Raw genomic sequence first — 17,742 nt, forward strand, 5'->3', positions numbered from 1 at the left:
CGTGGCGAACCCGACCGTCCGAGGCCGCGGCGGCACCGGCGCCCCCCGGCAGCGCTCCGTGGCAGCGGCCGCCCGCGCCGCGGCCAAACGCGTCGAGAGGACGCACCGGCCCAGCGACCCGGACCAGAAGCCGAACCCGAAGGCGACGCGCACGCTCACCAAGGAGCCGACGCGCGCGAACCCCGCCGAGCCGTCCCGCGCGACCGCCACGGAGTCCTCGCGCGCGACCGCCACGGCGCCGGGCCGCACCCGTCCCGGCCGGCGCGGGGCGGTACTCGCCGTCCTCGCCCTGCTGTGCCTGCTGGGCCTGGCCGCCACCGCCACACTCGCCTGGCAGCACCGGGAGGCCGAACGCACCGCCCAGGCGCGCACGGCCGCGCTCACCACGGCACGCAAGGCGGCGCCGGTCATCCTGTCGTACGACTACCGCCGCCTGGACCGCGACTTCGCCGCGGCCCGCGGCCACCTCACCAAGCCGTTTCTCGACCAGTACAGCAAGACGACCAAGTCCGTGGTCGCGCCGACCGCCGAGAAGTACCGGGGCGTGGTGAAGGCGACGGTCGCGAAGCCCGCGGGCGGTGACACCCCGGCGGCCGCGGTGGTGTCGGCCTCGCCGGACAAGGCGGTCGTCCTGGTCTTCATGAACCAGGTCACCACCAGCACCCAGGTCTCCGGCCCCCGCCTCGACCTGAACCGGGTACGGATGACCCTCGTACGGACCCCGCAGGGCTGGAAGGTCAGCGCTGTGGACGCCCTGTAAGGAGGGCGGTGCCGTGTCTCAGGCGCCGTCCTCGGCGATCGCCCAGCCCGGGCGGGTGGGCGACGCCTGCCGGGGCGGTCTCGGGCGCGTCGTGGCGCTGTCGGGCGGGTCCATGGGGAGTGCCGGGGCCGGGGCGCTCGGGGTGGGCGCGCTCGGGGTGGGCTGCGGGCCCCGCCATGGGCGGGGGTCGGCGGAGCCGCGGGGAGTGGAGAGCCGGGACACCTGTTGATGCGACAGGCCGAGCAGCCGGCCGGCGTCACTCTGGCTTACGCGCAGGTCCTCGACCAGCGTGCGGCAAGCGTCGGCGAGCGCCTGCGGTTCGGCGGCACCGGCCCCGGCGCTGAGCCTTCTTGCCTCACGTACGGAGTTCAGGAGCGGCGCGAGTTCCGGAACCACCAACTCCACGGTGACGGTATCCGGTTGGATCCCGAGCGCTTCGGCGATGGCGTCGCGCGCCATGCCTTCCGCCTCGTCGAGGGTGCGGCACTGCGTGTGGATGGCGACTTCCGGGATCTCGACGCCCCACCACCGGCCGATTCTGTGCAGCCGGGCTTCGTAGCCAGTGGTCACGGGGACTCGGCCTCCTTGCTGCCGCGGCGGGAAAGTCAGACGTCTCACTGCTGCCCGACGCACACACCGATCAGGCACACGTGCGTCGACGACGCGGGCTCGTCCGCCGACGGGTCCGACAACAGGCCGTCCACCACCGTGCCTACGAGGCCGGGGCGTTCGGTGGAAGCGGGCGGGGCCGTCTCCGGGGCGGGGGCGGCCGGGGCGGAGGCCGTCGGGGGTGCCGGCGCCGGGTCGTCGGCGGTGCCGACGCCCGTTGCTCCCCTGGGCGGCTCAGGTGCCGACTGCTGTGCCGTCTCCCGCGCCGACTCGAACGCGGTGCGCTCCGTGGCGCTCCGGGGCGCGGCGGACCGGGCCGCGCCCGCGGACGTGCCGGTGGCGGCCGGGCCGGCGGTGTCCGGCATGGCGTCGGCGGTGCTCCGCTCCCGTCCCGTCGTACTGGCCGGGCGAGTGCCGGGATCCCGCGCGACCCGGGTGTCGGCCTGCTCCGACGACGACCCGGTGGCGGCTGCTCCGGGGGTGTCCGACGTGTTCACCGGCTCCGGCGGCGGGGCGGCGTGGGTGTGGCCGGCGGACGGCCTGCCGGCCGGCAGCGCGGCCATGGTCAGGCCGCCACCGACGAGGGCGACGGCTGTCGCGGCCACGATCCGGCGCCGGTGCTTCTTCAAACGGGCCAGATGCCGACGCCGGGCCGCCCGGCCCTGCCCGGTGGGGGCGGTGCCTTCGAAGCCGACGGACGCACCACTGCCCGACGCGTCCGCCATCGCGGCCTCGGACGCGCCGGCCCCCGAAGCGGGTATCTCCTCCGCTGTCTCCGCCACGTACTGGGCGGGCGGGGCGATGTCAGGAGCGCATGCGCCGCATCCGGGGCACACGAGTGCCCCATTGAGATGTCGGCGGCACGAGGAGCAGTAGTCCATCTGCGATCTTTCTGTGCTGACTGCGTTGCCAGGGAGGCCGGCGACCTGTTCAAGTTCGCACGCGGGATCGAGCGGCCGTAACGCTAATCGCACACCCCGAAGGTGGTGCGCAGTCCATGTGACGCTGCTGCGAAGATTTGCTGCCGGTGGCCTCTCCCATCCCGGATATGTCGTCACGAATACGTCGATGAGACAGGCCCGCGACCCAGGGCCTTCGTCGTGGGGCATGGTGGCGGCAGGCTGCCTAGCTTGGGATGAAGCGATCGTGCCGAGCGGCGTGGGTGTTCCGAATGAAGCGACCCGCTGTTGAGGGGCGGCGATGGCGGGCTGTGGCTCGTCGAGGGCGACGCGGGGGCCGGCAAGACGACGCTGGTGGAGTCCCGGTCCTGTCGTCGCGACCGCGCGTGCTGCGAGGCGGCGGGCCGGGCAGCGGAGTTCCGTACGGACCGCTCAGGACCGCACTCGGTGGGCACATGCCCGCGGCGGAAGGGGCGCGGGGCGACGTCCCGGCGGCCCGGCGTGACCGACGGCGGGCACCTGGCCGCGCGGGTCGTGCCACGACTGCTGCGCGGCAAGCCGGTCTCCACCCTCGGTGACCCGGACGCCCCGCACAGCTGGAGCTATCTCCCCGACGTGGCCGGGGCCCTGGCCGAGGTCGCGGGCGAGGAACGCGCCTGGGGACGGGCCTGGCACGTCCCGATGGGGCCCCCGCTGTCCACCCGGCAGATGGTCGACCGCCTCGCCGCTCAGACGGGAACGGGGCCGGTCGCGGTGCGCAGGCTGCCGCCGGCCGTGCTGGGCGTCGTGTCGGTCTTCTCGCCGCTGATCCGCGAACTGAAGGAGATCCGCTATCAGTTCGACCGCCCGTTCGTAGTCGATTCGAGCGCTTACGAAGCCGCATTCGCGGTCCGAGCCACCCCCGTCGACGAGCAGGTCAAGGCGACGGTGGACTGGTGGCGTGAGCGGCTGACCACCACCGGGTGACGTCCGTGTTTCCGGCGCCGCGCCATACGTGTGGTGTCCGCGACCGGTTCAGCGTGGGCCGTGCGGGTGGGTGCCCGCGGGCGTCACGGGGGAGGGCGGGGTGGCGGCCGGCCGGAGCATCTGGCCGGCGGCCAGCTCGCGGTAGGCGGGGCTGCTGGTGAGCAGCTCCTCGTGACGTCCGCAGGCGACGGCAGTGCCCTGGTCCAGCACGACGATCCGGTCGGCGTGCTGGACCGTGGAGAGCCGGTGGGCGATCACGAGGACCGCGCACTCTCGGGCCACGTCCCGCATCACCGCGGTGAGCGCCGCCTCGTTGACGGCGTCCAGGTGGGACGTCGGCTCGTCGAGCAGCAGGAGGGAGGGCCGGGCGAGCAGGGCGCGGGCCAGGGCGACCCGCTGCCGCTCGCCCCCGGAGAGCGTGCCGCCGCGTTCACCGAGCATGCCCGACAAGCCGCCCGGCAACCGTTCCACGACGCCTGTGAGCTGGGCGAGTTCGACTACGCGCCGGACCTCGGCCTCCGAGGCGTCGGGCACGGCGTAGGTGATGTTGTCCCAGAGTGAGCCATGGACGACATGGTTGGCCTGGTCGACGACCGCGATGCGTGACCGGCACTCCCCGCGGCTCAGCTCGACGGCGGGCAGACCGTCGAACAACAGGCTTCCGGAGTCCGGTTCGTAGAACCTGGCCACGAGGGAGAAGATCGTGCTCTTGCCCGCACCCGACCGGCCGACCAGCGCTGTCTGGCTCCGCTGCGGGACGGTGAAGGAGACGCCGCGCAGCACCGGCCGGCCCGGGTCGTAACCGAAGCTGAGGTCCCGCAGGGCAAGGGCGGGCTTCTCGTGCGAGTCGCTCCGCCGGGCCGCCTCCCCTTCCCCTGTACGTGCCCGGACTGCCGGCGGCCGGGCCGGTGAGGGCTCCGCCGGCAGGGACAGCGCCTGCTCGACGCGCTGGTAGGCGCCCATGCCGCGCTGGATCAGGCCGACCGCACGGAAGACGGAAGACAGCGGCAGGACCAGGTAGGAGGCGTACAGCAGGAAGGCGACCAGGTCGCCGAGGGAGTTGGCGTCCGTGTTCACCCGCAGACCGCCGATGACCAGGACGATCAGGAAGGAGCCCTGTACGGCCAGTTCGACGGCCGGGCTCATCACGGAGGCGAGTTTCGCGGTCCGTACCCCGGCGCCGTATGCCGCTTCGACGCGTTCTCCGATGCGGGCCGCTTCCCGGTCCTCCGCGCGGTGCACCCGGACCATCGGCAGGGCGCCGAGCGCGCGTTCCAGGTCGGCGGCGATCGCGCCGACCGCATCCTGCATGCGTTCGGAGGCGGCCCGGATGCCCCTGAGCAGCGAGGCGACGATCAAGGCGGCCGTTGCCACGGTCACCGCGACCAGGAGCAGCAGCAGCGGGTCGATCCACACCATGAGGACGATCGCTCCCGCCGCGACGAGGGCCCCCGTCACCAGGTCGACCAGCGCCTGGGACACCACCTCTCTCAGCAGGGTGGTGTCTGCGGTCACCCGGGAGATCAGGTCGCCGCTGCGATGCCGGGCGTACTCCCTCATCTCCAGCCGGAGCAGCCGCGCCACCAGGCTGTGCCTGAGCTGTCGTACGACGCCTTCGCCCATGCGTTCCAGAACGAAGCGGCCCACCGCGCCCGTTGCCGCTTCGGTGACGAACAGGGCGGCCAGGAGCAGCAGGAGGGGCCCCAGTACCTGTCCGCGTCCGCTCGCGTCCACGACCTGCTTGGCGACGAGCGGCTGAGCCAGGCCCAGGGCGGAGCCGACGAGGGTGAGTACGGTGGCGACGGTGATGGAGGCCCGGTGGCCGGTGGTGAGCCGGTACATGGTGGCGATCGCGGCCCGGGTGGAGCGGTCGACCGGGTCCGCCGGCTGTGCCTCGTCCACGGCGGTGTGGGTCATCGGCCCGATCGGCTCGCTGGGGCGACCGTGATGAGCCGGGTGAAGTAGTCGTCGGGTACGCCCTCGTCCACGGGGCGGCCGTCCGCCTCGATCCAGGCGTGTGCCGTGAACGGCGGCACCACGCGCACCCCGGTGCACCAGGTCGGCCAGCTTCCTCCCAGGCGGCACAGCAGGGCGGCTCCCAGGGAACGGGGCAGGCAGCCCTTCGGACCGGCGCAGCGCAGGCTCACCGCGCATATGGCGTCCCGCGCGTTCTTGGCCTGTGCGGCGGTGGCCGGTGTGGCGCCGCGGTGTACGCGGGCGAGCACAGCACGGATCCGGCGCGGCGGCAGGAGGGAGAGCGCGAGCGCGGGCAGGAGGACGAGGCGGGCGGCCAGACGCCGGGCGAAGGGGACTCCGGTGGGCCTTTCCAGTGCGCTGGGTGTCGTCATTCGGCCAGTCCCGAGGTCCGCAGTTGTTCGACGAGGGCGTCGACGTCCTGTCGGGCCCGGTCGACGTCGATGTCGAATTCGTTGGTGAGGGCGGTGACCGCGTCCGCCTCGTCACCGCCTGCCATCAGGGTGCTGACCACCAGGGTGGCGGTGGGATTCAGTTCCCAGTACTCCCCGGCGCGTTCGTCCAGGAGGACCGTGCCGTAGTCGGTCCGGGCAGTGGAGACGTCGGCACCGAACTTCAATGTCATGGGTGTGTCCTTCCGTTGGCTGATGCACCGTCATGAGGAGGCGGGCGCTGTGGGCTCGGTATTCCGGCTGAGGCCGCGCAGCCACACTTCGGCGGCGATGGTCGAGTAGAGGATCGCGTCGCGCAGTTCGGGTGTGGACGGCCGCTGGGCGAGCCGGCGCAGCGCGTTCCCGTCGACCAGGCCCAGCTGTTCCAGCCGGGAGTCCTCCCACAGCTTCAGCAGTTCGCCGCGGTGCTCGCGCAGCCCGTTGGAGGCGTCCATGGAAGCGGCGGCCTTGTTGGTGCGCCGCAGGCACGCGTCGGGCACGAGCCCGCTCATGGCGGCGGTCAGCAGGGGTTTGTACCGCCAGGGCGTGACCCGCTCGCTCGGGCGCACCGCCAGGCACGACTCGATGACGCGGTCGTCGAGGAACGGCGAGGCCATCGGCACACCCGCCCGGGCGGCCATCCGGTCCCACTGGCGGATGAGGCGCGTGCAGGAACGGATCTGTTCGAGGTCGGCATGCAGGCCGCGGTCGCGGTGAAGAGGGACCGCGTTCGCGGCGGCCTCGCGCAGCGCTCGCTCAGCCGCCCTGGCGGCGTCGGGGGTGACCCAGCCGAAGAGCCGGGGCGGCATGCCCCAGCCGAGGCTGGTGCTGACGGTGGCGGGCAGTGGGTCACGCAGGCGACCGCTGGAGTCGGCCAGCCACTTCCCGTACGGCCGTGAGTCGGCCAGCGCGCGGGCCGTGCCGCCCAGTGGCCACTGCCACAGGGCCCGGAAGCCGCGTAGCTGGGAGAGGGCGAACAGCGGCCGCGTGCGCAGCAGTCGGTGGTAATACGCCTCGGAGCACCAGGCGACATGGTCGCCGCCGATGCCGGTCAGGTGCAGCCGGCTGCCGCGCTCGGCCATGGCGGGCAGGTGGTGCAGGACCCGGGAGCGGTCCATGACACCGATGGTCGGTTCGTCCAGCAGGTCGTCGATGCCGAGCAGGTCGTTGTAGACCAACGGCGAGGCGTCGGCGTCCCACACCACGTGGTCAACGTCAGGCATCGACCGGGCGGCCTGCTCTGCCCAGTACAGATCGGTGTCGGCGGGGTCGCGCCCCGGCCAGGTACTGGCCACGACCCGCGCCGGTGAGCGCTCTGCCAGGAAGCAGATGGAGGTGGAATCCAGGCCGCCGGACAGGTCGCAGCTGACCACGCCACCCTGCCGGGTACGCGCGTCGACCGCCGCGGTCAGGGCTTCTCGGACGAGGGGGGCGCCATCGGCGAGCGTGCGTACCGGCTCCGGTGGTGTCCACCAGCGCGAGTGGCGTACGGTCCGGCCGTCCGCAGCGACGATCAGCGCGTCGTGCGGCGACACGGCGGTGATCCCTCGCCACATGGGCGTCTCGGCGAGCGGATGGGGGACCGGCCACAGCAACCGGACGGCCACTTGCTCTTCGTCCAGGCCGGCCCCGAGTGCGGCGGCGAGTACGTCGGCGCGGCTGGCAGCGACCTGTGCCCCGCGGATGGCCGCGTGGAAGACCAGCCGGAGCCCGGACGCGGTGCCCTGCACCCTGATCCGTCCGTCGAGCGCGGCGACGAGATGGAAACTTCCAGGAAGGGAGCGGGCGAGTGCGTCGAGTTCGGCAAGGTCGCGCAACCGGCCGGCACGGCGCTGCAGTTCGGTGGCATCGACCGGACAGCACCCGATGACAGCGAGACCGGTGCGGCCTGCGTGCGCGGTGACGATCTCGTCGTCGTGCCAGTGGCCGACGAGCCAGGGACGGCCCGAGGCGTGGGTGAGGGTCCGGCTTCCGGGGCGGGAGAAGGAGCGGGCCACGGCGGCCGCGTCCTCACGGTCGGTGAAGACCGCGAAGTGCGCGTCGCCGGGGCCCGTCCCCGCACTCTCGTGCAGTTCAGTCATGACGTCGAGTCAGACCGTCGGTCGTCAGTTCTTGCTCAGGACGAGCCGGTCGTTGCCGGAGCGCTGCAGAAGCCCGGTCTTCTTCCGGAACGTCCCGAGCTTGGCGAGTGTCGGCGCTTCGTAGGCCTTCTTCATGGCGTCTCCTCACATGCGGGTGTCACGCCCGCCTCCCCGGCCGGCCGCCAGCCGGAAGCGAATCCGGTTCGCTGCCGCCCTGTCAGGGCTCGTCGGGAGCCCGGAACAAGAAAGCGGGTGCACGCCATAGCTACGTGCACAAGCGGACGTCGTGACAAGGCCGCCAGAGAAAATCGGATCATACACAAAGAGCGAATTCGGTCGGACGGCTGCACTGCCGGCCACGGCTTTCGTCAAAAAAGAAAAATTGGCCCAGCGGATGAATTCGGGGTCGGAGAAACGTTTCGACCTGCGTATCCAAAAGCGCAAAGCGGTTCGCCGACGAGGGTGCGCCGACGGATCCCGCCGGAGCCGCCGGGGCGCACTCCGCCCCGCCACCGCGCTTCCGTCCCGCGCACATCCCATCTCTGAGTGCCTGCTCGAACTCTTCACGGATGGCTTGGCCGCCGAAGGGGTCGGCGGTCCGCTCGGGAGCATTGAACTGCTCCTCACGCTTACGTCACAGGTTCATCACTTCCGGAGGATCCCCCTCACCCAGCTCCCGACCGGGCCGTTACGGTCATTCCTCCACGAACCACCCTGGGGGGACGAATGAGTTGGAACACCCAAGCGCAGCCGCAGTGGGGGCAGCCTCCTGTGCAGCCACCGAAACCGCCAGGATCACGGCCCGGTTGGGCACAAAAGCGAGTCGTCATTCCTTCTGCGGTCGGCCTGTTCTTCATCGGCGTCATCATCGGCAGCGCCGGAAGCAGTGGTACGGAAACCACCAGCAGTGCGAAACCTGAGCCCAGAGTGACGGTCACGGTCACGGCTCAGCCCAAGCAGGCCGGCAAACCCGACGACAAGCCGGCTGAACCGAAAGAGAAGGCGAAGCCCACCGCCGAGGACACCGGCGAGGAAGCGTCCGTACCGAACTTCGTCGGCATGGGGCTGCAGTCCGCGCAGGACACCGCCCAGACCAAGGGCTTCTACGGCCTGTCGTCGCACGACAGCCTGGGCCGGGACCGGTTGCAAGCCCTTGACCGGAACTGGAAGGTCTGCTCGCAGAACATCAAGGCAGGCAAGAAAGTCCCCACGGAAACCAAGTTGGACTTCGGCGCGGTGAAGCTCGAAGAGGACTGCCCCGCCAAGGACGAGGAACCTCTGGAAGCGGCGGGCAGCAAGATGCCGAACCTCGCCGGGAAGTCGGTGAAGGCCGCCCGCGGGACCCTCGACTCGGGCACCTCGGTCACTGTGACGGATGCTGCCGAAGGCCGCATGGTGCTGATGGAGAGCAACTGGAAGGTATGCACTCAGACGCCCGGCCCGGGAACGAAGCTGAACGGCCAGCCGGTCGAGATCACCGCGGTGAAGTTCGAAGAGAACTGCCCGTAGCGCCCCACGGTTACTGCCACTGCTGAGGAGCGGAAAATGGACACCCATCGGGCAGGCCTGTACCCGGACGTGGCCGCTCCGGGTGGCCTCGTAGCAGCCATGAAAGAGGCTGCGAGGCTGCGTGGATGCGACATCGGACCAGTGTCCCCGACACCCGACGGCGTCGCGATCGAGACGGCCAGAGGTTACGTGTCGGTCGATCCCGCGGTCGAGGAGCGTCTGTTCCGGATGGGTATCCGTATTCCGGGCTACGACTGGGCGATCGGCTCGACGGACGATCTCGGATTGCTCGTGGAGGCGGTCGCCGCATGGCGGCAAGGTATGTCGTTCGACGAGTTGGAGGGGGGATTCCAGTTCCTGGAGCTCGATGAGTTCACCAGGGCGCTCGAAAGCGGAGAGCCCACCTCTTCGCAGTGGTCCGACCTCCTGTCGACCGACTTCTACAGGAGACAATGGAACCTTCTGCGTCGCTTCCATGCGGATGAGACGCTCCGGTGTTTCTTCCCCACGGTCTCGCACGGTGCCGTCCGCCTCCAGGTGGACCGGCTGGACGGAGTAAGCCGGCAGGTCCTGGTGGCGGAGCTGGAGGGGGAGCGTTATGAGGTCGTGCGCGTCGGTGAGCCCGGGGCCACCTGGGTCGAGGTTCCGTCCGCCGACCTGATCGCCTGCCTGCGAGCCTTCCTGACCGAGCAGTGATCTCGGCCGCGCTGTCGAGGCGACGGTAGAAACCCTCGATTACTCGGCCCACCAGCGACTCGCCGCCCAGGCGAGCGCGTAGCCCGCACTGTTGAGAGCGCAGTGCAGCGCCACGGGCGGGATGAGGCTGCCGGAGCGGCGGCGGAGCTCGCAGAAGAGCACACCGGCGAGGGCGGTACCGGCGACCGCCGCTGTCACGGACAGGGCGACGCCGACCTGGCCGGTTCCGAAGACCGCTTGGGCCGCCGCGTTCGCGCGCGTGAGCCCGCGTGACGGCTGTACGTGCCAGAGCCCGAAGAGCACCGAGGAAACGACGGTGGCCCATACAGGCCCCCACCGTCGCCAAACCATGGCCCACAACACGCCGCGAAACGCGATCTCCTCAAGCAGCACCGTACCGAGCGGTACGCGGACCAGCACGCGGTACACCAGTTCTCCGGGAGGCAGGCCCGCGGCCCGCTCGTCCTGGAATGCCTCCCGGGTGAACGGCAGGGCCAAGCCCACAAGGTAGACCACGAGAACGGCTCCGGCCAGGACCAGGCCCCAGCACAGACCGCGGCGCGCCGCGGCCCTGCCGAGCCCCAGATCGTCCCAAGTGAGGCCGGACCGGCGGGCGATCAACACAAGCAGCCCGGACGCGACTACACAGACCAGCACGTACCAGCCGGGCGCGAGCAGGTTGTTGAGCGCGTTCGCGGCCGCGAGCACCACGACGGCCCAGAGCAGCATCCACATGGCCGCACAAGGATCGCCGACGTTCGCGACGAGCGACCCGCAACGCGCCGTTCCACGGAGCGCCGCCTCATTTCGGTCGCTGCACTGATGACCGCCGGGTGGATCTCCGGCGACACCTCGACCGGTACGCGAAGGAGGGCCCGGACGGGCTGCTTGCCGTGGGGGAAAGGGACGCCGTACCGCCGGTCCAGCTTCGGCAGGGAGCGGCGGAGGGCCTGATTCGGCCCAGACAACAGCAAAGCCCCGGGTCTCTGACCTGGGGCTTTCGTATGGAGCGGGTGACGAGAATCGAACTCGCGCTCTGAGCTTGGGAATCAACGACGCCTGCGGCGCCTGAACGCACTCTGACCTGTGCAGACGTCAGTGTGATCGTCGCGCCGTAGACGCCTCCGTTTACTCCTCTTGACTGGTGTTTACCGCGCTGAAGGGCACGGATGGTGCACGAGGACGGCGAAGTGGTGTCAGTGCGTCCCCCTTGACGCCAAGGGCGGCCAGAACGCCTCGCCGGATGGAGAGGGCTCACAGGGCTGTTACGGGTGCAAGCATGTGGGCACCTCAGCGAGGCCATACGCACTTGCCTCCGACCGCATGCAGCGCGAAGCGAGTTGGAGGAACTGCCCATCACTCCACCTGGCCGATGGCCTCGGCCGAGGGGTGGCTGGTCGAACCCCCGTGCACGCGTCTCGCGCCGTTCTCGTGACAGCTCCTACACTCACCGTCACATGTCACGCTGACGTGAGGGGGACTGCATGGCGCTGAACGGATTACCCGAGCAGGGGGACGCCGCCGCATCGGGGCCGACGCTGGAGAAACTGCTGTCGGTCATGGGGGCCGGTGCACTGGAGCTATGCGTGGCTCCACGTGGCCAGGGAGTCGTGGTTGAGGGAGTGACGGTGCTGGACTCGCTGGAGCCGGGGCTGTCGCCGGGCCACGTGTTGCTGGCGGTGGGTGTCGACCCGCAGTCGGCCGCCGCCGTCGACGTCGTACGCGATGCCGCCGCATCGGGAACGGTTGCGGTGGTCTTCGGGCAGGGCAGGTCGGGTCGGTCTCCTGACGCGTTGCGGGCGGCTGCCGAGGACGCCGGTACCGCGCTGCTCTTCCGGACGGCATGGTTCGGCTGGACGGAGTTGGTCGGAGCGCTGCGGGCGGGACTGGTCCTGTCGGGAGTCGCTGCCGATCCAGCTGTGGCGGCCGTGACGTTGGGCGACCTGAACGGACTGGCTGACGCGGTGTCGGTGCTGGTCGGTGGCGCGGTGACGATTGAGGACGTGGAGTCCCGGGTCCTGGCGTACTCGTCCACGAAGGAGGACGTCGACGAGTTGCGCCGGCTGACCATTCTTGGCCGTCGGGTACCGGAGTGGCGAGTCTCCGCGATGCAGGAGGCGGGATTCTTCCGGGCCTTGTGGGGTACGGGCGACGTCATCCACCGGCCGGCACACGGAGAGAACCCCGAACGCCTGGTGGTGGCCGTCCGGGCAGGCGGGGAGGTCCTGGGGTCAATCTGGGTGGCGGCCGCGGGCACGCCCCTCGCGCCGCACGCGCCCGACGCGCTGCGGTCGGCGGCGCGGGTGGCAGCTGCCCATCTGGTGCACCACCGGTCGTACCGCTCGCACGCCCGGCTCGTCGACGACGCGGCGCGTGCGCTGCTCGACGGGCGGGGCTCCGCCGACATGCTGGCCGAACGCGCTGGGCTCCCGGCGCATGGACACTGCGCGGTTCTGGCGGTACGACCTGGAGCCTCCCGGGATGGTGACGGAACCGGACAGCTGCGCGGCCTCCTGGCGGTGCATTGCGGCGCGTACGACCACAAGTCGGTGGTGCTGCCGGTTGACCAGGGGGCCTTGGTACTGCTGGGCGCACTGCACCAGGACAGGCAGCGGGCCGTCGAGCAAGTCTCACGTCTGGGGAAGTCACTGGTCCTGCAGGTGACCGCCGCGTTCGGGCCGGGAGCGAAAATCGGCTTGGGCATGGTGGTCGAGGGTTTGGCGGATCTGCCCGAGTCCCGCCGGTCGGCCGATCTGGCGCTGAGAGCTCTGCTGGCGAGGGGGCAGGACCGCGTCGTCGCGTTTGCGAGTGAGGTCGCCGAGACGGTGGCCCTGAACCAGATCATGGACGCGCTGACAGGGCTGGCCCTGGCACCGGAGACTCCGGTGGCACGCCTGGTGGCGTTCGATGCCGGGCCCGGCGGGGGCACCATGGTCCAGACCCTCCGGGCCTACCTCGACCACTTCGGTCACGTGCCGGCCACCGCCCGGGCGCTGGGTGTGCACGCGAACAGCTTGCGGCACCGGATCGGCCGACTTACCGAGGTGTCCGGGCTCGACCTGCGCAGTCCAGATGCCCGGCTGCTGGCCCAACTGCAACTGCACCTGCTCGACCGCGGCGGCCGGGAGGCGTGAGCACTCGGGCGCCGCTACGAAGAGAGGGCGGCATCTTCGTGCCCGGGCACAACGGTGGCGGTGTGACGCCCGCGGGTTCGCTCGCCGGTGAGAGCCGCGCAGTGGAATACCGGGGCTCTCGACGAAGACGCCCGCACTGTTCCGACGGGAGTCTGGTGGTCCGCCCGGCAGCAGCCGTGGGCGGGTAGAGACCCTCGGCTCAGGGAAGGTGCACGATGAGTGGTTCCGGCAAGGCCGACCGGCGTGAGTGGATTCTGCGGGCAGCCGTACAGCAAGGACTCCTGGACCCCGAGGCGGCCGTGCTGGCGGGGTTCATCGACCTCGACGGCGTCAACGAGACCGTCAGGTCCCTGCGGAACGCGTTTCCCGACTCGCCCCGCGTCCTGCACGCGTTCGCGGCCAAGGCGAACTGTCTGGTTCCCGTACTCGAAGAACTGCGCGTGAGCGGCATGGGCTGCGAGGTCGCCAGTGCCGGCGAGCTCGCCCAGGCGCTGGACGCGGGCTTCGAGCCCGCACAGATCGTGTTCGACTCCCCGGCCAAGACCCGGGCGGAACTGGTCCAGGCACTGACCCTTGGGATCGCGGTGAACGCGGACAGCTTCCAGGAGCTTTCGAGGCTGGACGAGATACTGGCGACCCACCGCTCCGACTCGCGGATCGGCGTGCGCATCAACCCGCAAGTGGGAGCCGGCTCGATCACCGCGATGAGCACGGCCACCTCGACGTCCAAGTTCGGCATTCCCCTGGAGGACGAAGGAAACCGGCAGCGGCTGCTCCAGGCGTACCGGGACCGTCCCTGGCTCACCTGGGTTCACACGCACGTCGGCTCGCAGGGCTGTCCCCTGGACCTGATCGCCCGGGGCATCGCGAAGGCCGTGGAGTTCGCGGAGGAGGTCAACGACCGCCTTGGCCGTCGACAGGTGACCGGCATCGACATCGGGGGAGGGCTGCCGGTCAATTTCGACAGCGACGAGACGACCCCCGGCTTCGGCACCTACGTGGACCGTCTGCGCGAGCAGACGCCGGTCCTGTTCTCCGGCGCGTACGAGATCATCACGGAGTTCGGGCGTTCCGTCCTGGCCAAGAACGGATTCACCGCCGCGTACGTCGAGTACACCAAGACCGTCGGCGGCCGTCCCATCGCGATCACCCACGCCGGCGCACAGGTCGCCACGCGGACCGTGTTCGCTCCCGACACATGGCCGCTGCGGATCGAAGCTCACGACCCCCGCGGCCGAGCCAAGCAGAGCCGGCCCGTGCCGCAGGACATCGCGGGCCCGTGCTGCTTCGCCGGTGACCTGCTGGCACGCAACCGTACGCTGCCCCTTCTCGACGCGGGTGACATCGTCGTCGTCCCGGACACCGGTGCCTACTACTTCTCCACCCCCTTCCACTACAACAGCCTGCCCGAACCCGCCGTTCACGGCGCCCGCGTCAACGCCGGCGGCCGGGTCACCTTCCAACTGCTCCGCCCCGCGCAGGCTGTGCACCCGGCCTCGGCCCTTGCCGGGACGTGACCCTCGCTCTCCCGGTCCGTCCAAACCCCGGCGTGACCCCACCGGAACGCCGACCGCAGTCACTTGGGCCAGGGCGGCCCGAGCGAGAGTGCCTGGCTGTCCGGAGAGAACCACAACGCGAAGGAAGGCAGGTGCAACCGCCATGAAAGTACGGCGCGCCCAGACAGGGTGCCCCATGGAGAAAACGACATCCCCGGGCCGATGGGGGGCCATCGGACGACGGCTGTCCGCCGCCGGGGGGCGCTGCGGCCGGACGGCGCGTGGTTACGCGCGGTGGATCTCACGGCGCCGGCGAATCGCGGCCGACCAGTTCCTTCGGGGTGCATGCTACGGGGCGGGTACGGCTGTAGTGGGTCTGCTGGTGGTGTTGGCGCAGTCCCGTTGACGACGGCGCGCGCCCGACCTCGATGGTCCCCGGCCTCCTCAGCGACCCCCGAGGCTGTGGCCTGAACGGGAGCCACCCGACAACCAAGAAGCCCCGGGCCTCTGGCCCGGGGCTTTCGCGTGGAGCGGGTGACGAGAATCGAACTCGCGCTCTGAGCTTGGGAATCACTGATCGTTTGAGGGTGTGCGGGGGGCTGGCCTGCGGCAACCATGCCACCGTGGCTCTACTTAACCGCCTCGGTCTAGCCTCCAGTGACCGCTGTTGACCGGCTGTTCTGGTGCCGATCTGGTGCGTTGTGGTGCAACCTCGGTGGGCCGTTTCAGTCCTCCGAGACGGCTTGGGCCGGCGCTTCCTCTTCCTCACCACCCATGGCCTCGTGAAGACGCTGCTTCGCCGCGGCCAGGCGTTCGCTGTAGTCGGGCATGAAGATCTCGCTGAGCGTCTTGTCGAGCGTCCCGGAGATAGCGTAGATCGCAGACCAGACCGAGCGGTCCTTCACGATGGCGCTCAGGTCGTCGGACTGGAACACGGCCTCGTAGAGCCAGTCAGACAGGACGAACGCTTGATCGCGCGTGAGCTTGATGACCACAGGTTCTTCATCCACGCGGACACGGTAGTTGTTGGGCGGCCGACAGCAACGTGCGCCTGGGCTCCTGCCCCGATGCGACACTCGCTTTAGGAATTCGCCCGGACGTCTTCTGTTGCTGGCGCTCCCATGGCTGCCCGTGCGGCGAGGAGACGTGCACGGCTGCCGTGATCCACCGCCGTTGATGTCAGACGTAGATGTCATTCCTCCGCCCGGCTCGTCTACCGCCGGAGGCAGACGAGCGAGACACTCCCTGGCTCCGGATCCTCCACCCTAAACTGGACCGGACAAGCCCACACACATGCACGCATGAACCCGCCGGTGCGCCTGAACCAACGGAGGTTCGTAATGCAATTTGTGGGAATGGCCATTTCCATCCTTGCGTTCGGAATCAGCATCTTCTCGCTTGTTGATCGAAAGAGGCTAGATAAGAGAGACCTCACCCTCAAGCTGCACGAGACACTCATCTCCCCCGAATTGCAGGCTGGAAGACATATTCTTTTCAACCTCGACAGAGAGGTAACCGAACTCAGCCGAGAAGAATATGGCAGCGCCAATAGGGCATTGGCCACCCTCGATGTCGCTGGCTTCTATTGCGCCAAGGGATACATCAACGAAGGGGACTTCCTTGACCTTTGGTCACCTTCTTTGGCTAAGCTCAAACACAAGGCGGCCCCTTTCCTTGCCCATCGAGACGCTGAGAGGCCAGCCGACCTGCCGGCGTGGCCTTACTTAGAGAACTTGTTGACAAAGCCGAGAGGAATCTTAACTCCCGCTAACGTGCGCTACCCGCTAGGCATATAATCCGTAGCGCTAGCCAGGTCCGTCAGCGACGGCTAAGTGAGTCCTACAGCGTGTCATCGCGTTCCAGGATCAGGCTGATCGATCCGTCTTCGAGGTTGATGCCGCTCTCGAGATGCTCGTGGTAGCCGCCCCGGAGTTCAGGATCGGCAAGACTGACGAGTCGCTCGGCCAGGCCCCGCAGCCCGGCGGCGTTCGCCGCGACGGTGATTTCGGTGGCTGAGCCGTACACCTTGATCCTGGGTTCATCCATGCGGTCACGCTACAGAGGGCCTTCACCACCCATCCCAACCCACCACTCGCCCCAGCTCCCATCCCGTCCGCCTTCGGCCCACACACCGTGGAGCGGGCGTGGTTCAGGGCGTCAAGGTGGAGCGCGCCACTGTACGCACGACCTTGACGCCCTGGGCCGCGACTGCTCGGCTCTGCCTGGGTCGAAGGCGGACGGGATGGGAGCCAACAACGCTCACCACGAATCCGCCGGCACTCGCGAACGGCGCCCTATCCATCCCGGGGTCTGAGCGCCCCCGCCGTGCGCGGGCCTTGATTAAGACGTCATCTCATTTGGTGAGTCGGCGGTAGCAGATGAGGGTGCAGGCGATGCTGGTGAAGGCCAGGAAGTGCTCGGCTTTGCGCTCGTAGCGCCGGTGCAGACGGCGGCATCCGGCGAGCCAGGACATCGTGCGTTCGATGGTCCATCGGTGACGGCCCAGGCGAGTGGAGGACTCGATGCCCTTGCGGGCGATGCGGTGCCTGATGCCGCGCCCGCGTAACCATAGCCGCAGGTGGTCGTAGTCGTACCCCTTGTCGGCGTGGAGCTTTCCAGGTCTGCGTCGACGGCGTCCGCGCCTGGAGCGGATAGGCGGTATCCCCTTCACCAGTGGGATCAGGGCCTGGCTGTCGTGCAGGTTCGCACCCGAGATTCCGACAGACAGGGGCAGACCGGTCCGCTCGGTGATCAGGTGGATCTTCGAGCCGTACTTGCCCCGGTCGACAGGATTCGGACCTGTCAGCTCCCCCTTTTCAGGGCCCGCATGTTCACCGAGTCGATCGCGCAGCGGGACCAGTCCAACTCGCCACGGGAGCCGAGCTCGTCAAGGACCAGGCGGTGCAGCTTGGCCCACACCCGGGCCTTCGTCCATTCGGCGAAGCGCCGGTGGGCCGTTGCTCCCGACGGCCCGAACGACGCGGACGGCAGCTGCTGCCACGTGCAGCCCGACGTCGCCACGAACACGATCGCGGCCAGCACCTCCCGGTCGCCATGCCGGCGCCGGCCGCCGCCCTGAGGCCGCGACGGAGCCTCCGGGACCACCCGCTGAAACAGCTCCCACAACTCATCCGGCACCAGCCGCTCCACGATCGAAACCACGACCGACAGGCTACTGATCCAAATG

At 69.7% G+C, this 17,742-nt stretch carries 17 protein-coding genes and 1 pseudogene; 7 read left to right on the forward strand and 11 right to left on the reverse strand.

Annotated elements, in window-relative coordinates:
- The first annotated feature begins 1 nt into the window (after position 1).
- Entirely contained in the window at positions 2–760 is a 759-nt protein-coding gene (locus J7E91_RS21550) for a hypothetical protein (RefSeq protein WP_214907301.1), read from the forward strand.
- 18 nt (positions 761–778) lie between these two features.
- On the opposite strand, the gene J7E91_RS21555 is transcribed toward J7E91_RS21550, so the two are convergent.
- Together J7E91_RS21555 and J7E91_RS21560 are read right to left on the reverse strand one after the other, a co-directional pair.
- On the reverse strand, positions 779–1,330 hold the full coding sequence (locus J7E91_RS21555; RefSeq protein ID WP_214907303.1) for a hypothetical protein: 552 nt from the start codon (positions 1,328–1,330) through the stop codon (positions 779–781).
- A 44-nt stretch (positions 1,331–1,374) separates the two neighbouring features.
- Positions 1,375–2,151, reverse strand: a complete 777-nt coding sequence (locus J7E91_RS21560) for a hypothetical protein (protein ID WP_214907305.1) — start codon at positions 2,149–2,151, stop codon at positions 1,375–1,377.
- A gap of 609 nt (positions 2,152–2,760) precedes the next feature.
- Here J7E91_RS21560 and J7E91_RS21565 point away from each other — a divergent pair.
- Positions 2,761–3,234: pseudogene (locus J7E91_RS21565) on the forward strand (NAD-dependent epimerase); the annotation flags it as partial.
- A gap of 48 nt (positions 3,235–3,282) precedes the next feature.
- On the opposite strand, the gene J7E91_RS21570 reads toward J7E91_RS21565, so the two are convergent.
- Genes J7E91_RS21570 through J7E91_RS21590 form a run of 5 tightly spaced genes read right to left on the reverse strand, consistent with a single transcriptional unit; the run spans position 3,283 to position 7,855 of the window.
- Positions 3,283–5,151, reverse strand: coding sequence for an ABC transporter ATP-binding protein (locus tag J7E91_RS21570; protein ID WP_214907307.1), 1,869 nt, complete (start codon positions 5,149–5,151; stop codon positions 3,283–3,285).
- A complete protein-coding gene (locus J7E91_RS21575) occupies positions 5,148–5,582 on the reverse strand; it encodes a lasso peptide biosynthesis B2 protein (RefSeq protein WP_214907316.1) in 435 nt (144 codons plus the stop codon). The genes J7E91_RS21570 and J7E91_RS21575 overlap by 4 nt, the downstream gene beginning before the upstream one ends.
- The gene (locus J7E91_RS21580; RefSeq protein ID WP_214907318.1) at positions 5,579–5,833 is read right to left on the reverse strand and encodes a lasso peptide biosynthesis PqqD family chaperone; all 255 of its coding nucleotides are present in this window, start codon (positions 5,831–5,833) and stop codon (positions 5,579–5,581) included. The genes J7E91_RS21575 and J7E91_RS21580 overlap by 4 nt, the downstream gene beginning before the upstream one ends.
- 30 nt (positions 5,834–5,863) lie before the next feature.
- On the reverse strand, positions 5,864–7,720 hold the full coding sequence (locus J7E91_RS21585; RefSeq protein ID WP_214907320.1) for a lasso peptide isopeptide bond-forming cyclase: 1,857 nt from the start codon (positions 7,718–7,720) through the stop codon (positions 5,864–5,866).
- Between the two features lie 24 nt (positions 7,721–7,744).
- Positions 7,745–7,855: a keywimysin-related RiPP gene (locus J7E91_RS21590; RefSeq protein WP_214907322.1), complete on the reverse strand. Its 111-nt coding sequence runs from the start codon at positions 7,853–7,855 to the stop codon at positions 7,745–7,747.
- 591 nt (positions 7,856–8,446) lie between these two features.
- On the opposite strand from J7E91_RS21590, the gene J7E91_RS21595 reads away from it, so the two are divergent.
- Together J7E91_RS21595 and J7E91_RS21600 are read left to right on the forward strand one after the other, a co-directional pair.
- Positions 8,447–9,229 carry a PASTA domain-containing protein gene (locus tag J7E91_RS21595; RefSeq protein ID WP_214907324.1) on the forward strand — a complete coding sequence of 261 codons (783 nt, stop codon included), beginning with the start codon at positions 8,447–8,449 and terminating at the stop codon, positions 9,227–9,229.
- 36 nt (positions 9,230–9,265) lie between these two features.
- Positions 9,266–9,925, forward strand: a complete 660-nt coding sequence (locus J7E91_RS21600) for a hypothetical protein (protein WP_214907325.1) — start codon at positions 9,266–9,268, stop codon at positions 9,923–9,925.
- Positions 9,926–9,964: 39 nt separating this feature from the next.
- Here J7E91_RS21600 and J7E91_RS21605 read toward each other — a convergent pair whose 3' ends face one another.
- Positions 9,965–10,660, reverse strand: a complete 696-nt coding sequence (locus J7E91_RS21605) for a CPBP family intramembrane glutamic endopeptidase (RefSeq protein WP_251016055.1) — start codon at positions 10,658–10,660, stop codon at positions 9,965–9,967.
- A 749-nt stretch (positions 10,661–11,409) separates the two neighbouring features.
- Here J7E91_RS21605 and J7E91_RS21610 point away from each other — a divergent pair.
- Both J7E91_RS21610 and J7E91_RS21615 read left to right on the forward strand, forming a co-directional pair.
- Positions 11,410–13,059 carry a CdaR family transcriptional regulator gene (locus J7E91_RS21610; protein WP_214907327.1) on the forward strand — a complete coding sequence of 550 codons (1,650 nt, stop codon included), beginning with the start codon at positions 11,410–11,412 and terminating at the stop codon, positions 13,057–13,059.
- A gap of 215 nt (positions 13,060–13,274) precedes the next feature.
- The gene (locus J7E91_RS21615; protein WP_214907329.1) at positions 13,275–14,576 is read left to right on the forward strand and encodes a diaminopimelate decarboxylase; all 1,302 of its coding nucleotides are present in this window, start codon (positions 13,275–13,277) and stop codon (positions 14,574–14,576) included.
- 704 nt (positions 14,577–15,280) lie between these two features.
- Here the strand turns inward: J7E91_RS21615 and J7E91_RS21620 are convergent.
- Positions 15,281–15,565: a hypothetical protein gene (locus J7E91_RS21620; protein ID WP_214907331.1), complete on the reverse strand. Its 285-nt coding sequence runs from the start codon at positions 15,563–15,565 to the stop codon at positions 15,281–15,283.
- A gap of 345 nt (positions 15,566–15,910) precedes the next feature.
- Between J7E91_RS21620 and J7E91_RS21625 the strand changes: the two genes are divergently transcribed.
- Complete coding sequence (locus J7E91_RS21625) at positions 15,911–16,351, forward strand: hypothetical protein (RefSeq protein WP_214907333.1); 441 nt, start codon at positions 15,911–15,913, stop codon at positions 16,349–16,351.
- Positions 16,352–16,394: 43 nt separating this feature from the next.
- On the opposite strand, the gene J7E91_RS21630 is transcribed toward J7E91_RS21625, so the two are convergent.
- Both J7E91_RS21630 and J7E91_RS21635 read right to left on the reverse strand, forming a co-directional pair.
- A complete protein-coding gene (locus J7E91_RS21630; protein WP_214907335.1) occupies positions 16,395–16,601 on the reverse strand; it encodes a hypothetical protein in 207 nt (68 codons plus the stop codon).
- A gap of 307 nt (positions 16,602–16,908) precedes the next feature.
- Positions 16,909–17,708 (reverse strand): IS5 family transposase gene (locus J7E91_RS21635; protein WP_214907390.1). Its coding sequence is split into 2 segments (ribosomal slippage): positions 16,909–17,360 and positions 17,360–17,708, totalling 801 coding nucleotides; the frame shifts between segments, so codons are not numbered across the junction.
- Positions 17,709–17,742 lie beyond the last annotated feature (34 nt).

It is taken from the genome of Streptomyces sp. ISL-99 (assembly GCF_018614005.1).
GTDB lineage: Bacteria > Actinomycetota > Actinomycetes > Streptomycetales > Streptomycetaceae > Streptomyces > Streptomyces flavidovirens.

Excerpts from the sequence above, each read along its gene's own strand:
- J7E91_RS21630 (WP_214907335.1), bottom strand. The coding sequence starts at position 16,601 with ATGGATGAACCCAGGATCAAGGTGTACGGCTCAGCCACCGAAATCACC.
- J7E91_RS21580 (WP_214907318.1), bottom strand. The coding sequence starts at position 5,833 with ATGACATTGAAGTTCGGTGCCGACGTCTCCACTGCCCGGACCGACTAC.
- J7E91_RS21600 (WP_214907325.1), top strand. The coding sequence starts at position 9,266 with ATGGACACCCATCGGGCAGGCCTGTACCCGGACGTGGCCGCTCCGGGT.
- J7E91_RS21625 (WP_214907333.1), top strand. The coding sequence starts at position 15,911 with ATGGCCATTTCCATCCTTGCGTTCGGAATCAGCATCTTCTCGCTTGTT.
- J7E91_RS21605 (WP_251016055.1), bottom strand. The coding sequence starts at position 10,660 with ATGTGGATGCTGCTCTGGGCCGTCGTGGTGCTCGCGGCCGCGAACGCG.
- J7E91_RS21615 (WP_214907329.1), top strand. The coding sequence starts at position 13,275 with ATGAGTGGTTCCGGCAAGGCCGACCGGCGTGAGTGGATTCTGCGGGCA.
- J7E91_RS21575 (WP_214907316.1), bottom strand. The coding sequence starts at position 5,582 with ATGACGACACCCAGCGCACTGGAAAGGCCCACCGGAGTCCCCTTCGCC.
- J7E91_RS21595 (WP_214907324.1), top strand. The coding sequence starts at position 8,447 with ATGAGTTGGAACACCCAAGCGCAGCCGCAGTGGGGGCAGCCTCCTGTG.
- J7E91_RS21590 (WP_214907322.1), bottom strand. The coding sequence starts at position 7,855 with ATGAAGAAGGCCTACGAAGCGCCGACACTCGCCAAGCTCGGGACGTTC.
- J7E91_RS21585 (WP_214907320.1), bottom strand. The coding sequence starts at position 7,720 with ATGACTGAACTGCACGAGAGTGCGGGGACGGGCCCCGGCGACGCGCAC.
- J7E91_RS21610 (WP_214907327.1), top strand. The coding sequence starts at position 11,410 with ATGGCGCTGAACGGATTACCCGAGCAGGGGGACGCCGCCGCATCGGGG.
- J7E91_RS21570 (WP_214907307.1), bottom strand. The coding sequence starts at position 5,151 with ATGACCCACACCGCCGTGGACGAGGCACAGCCGGCGGACCCGGTCGAC.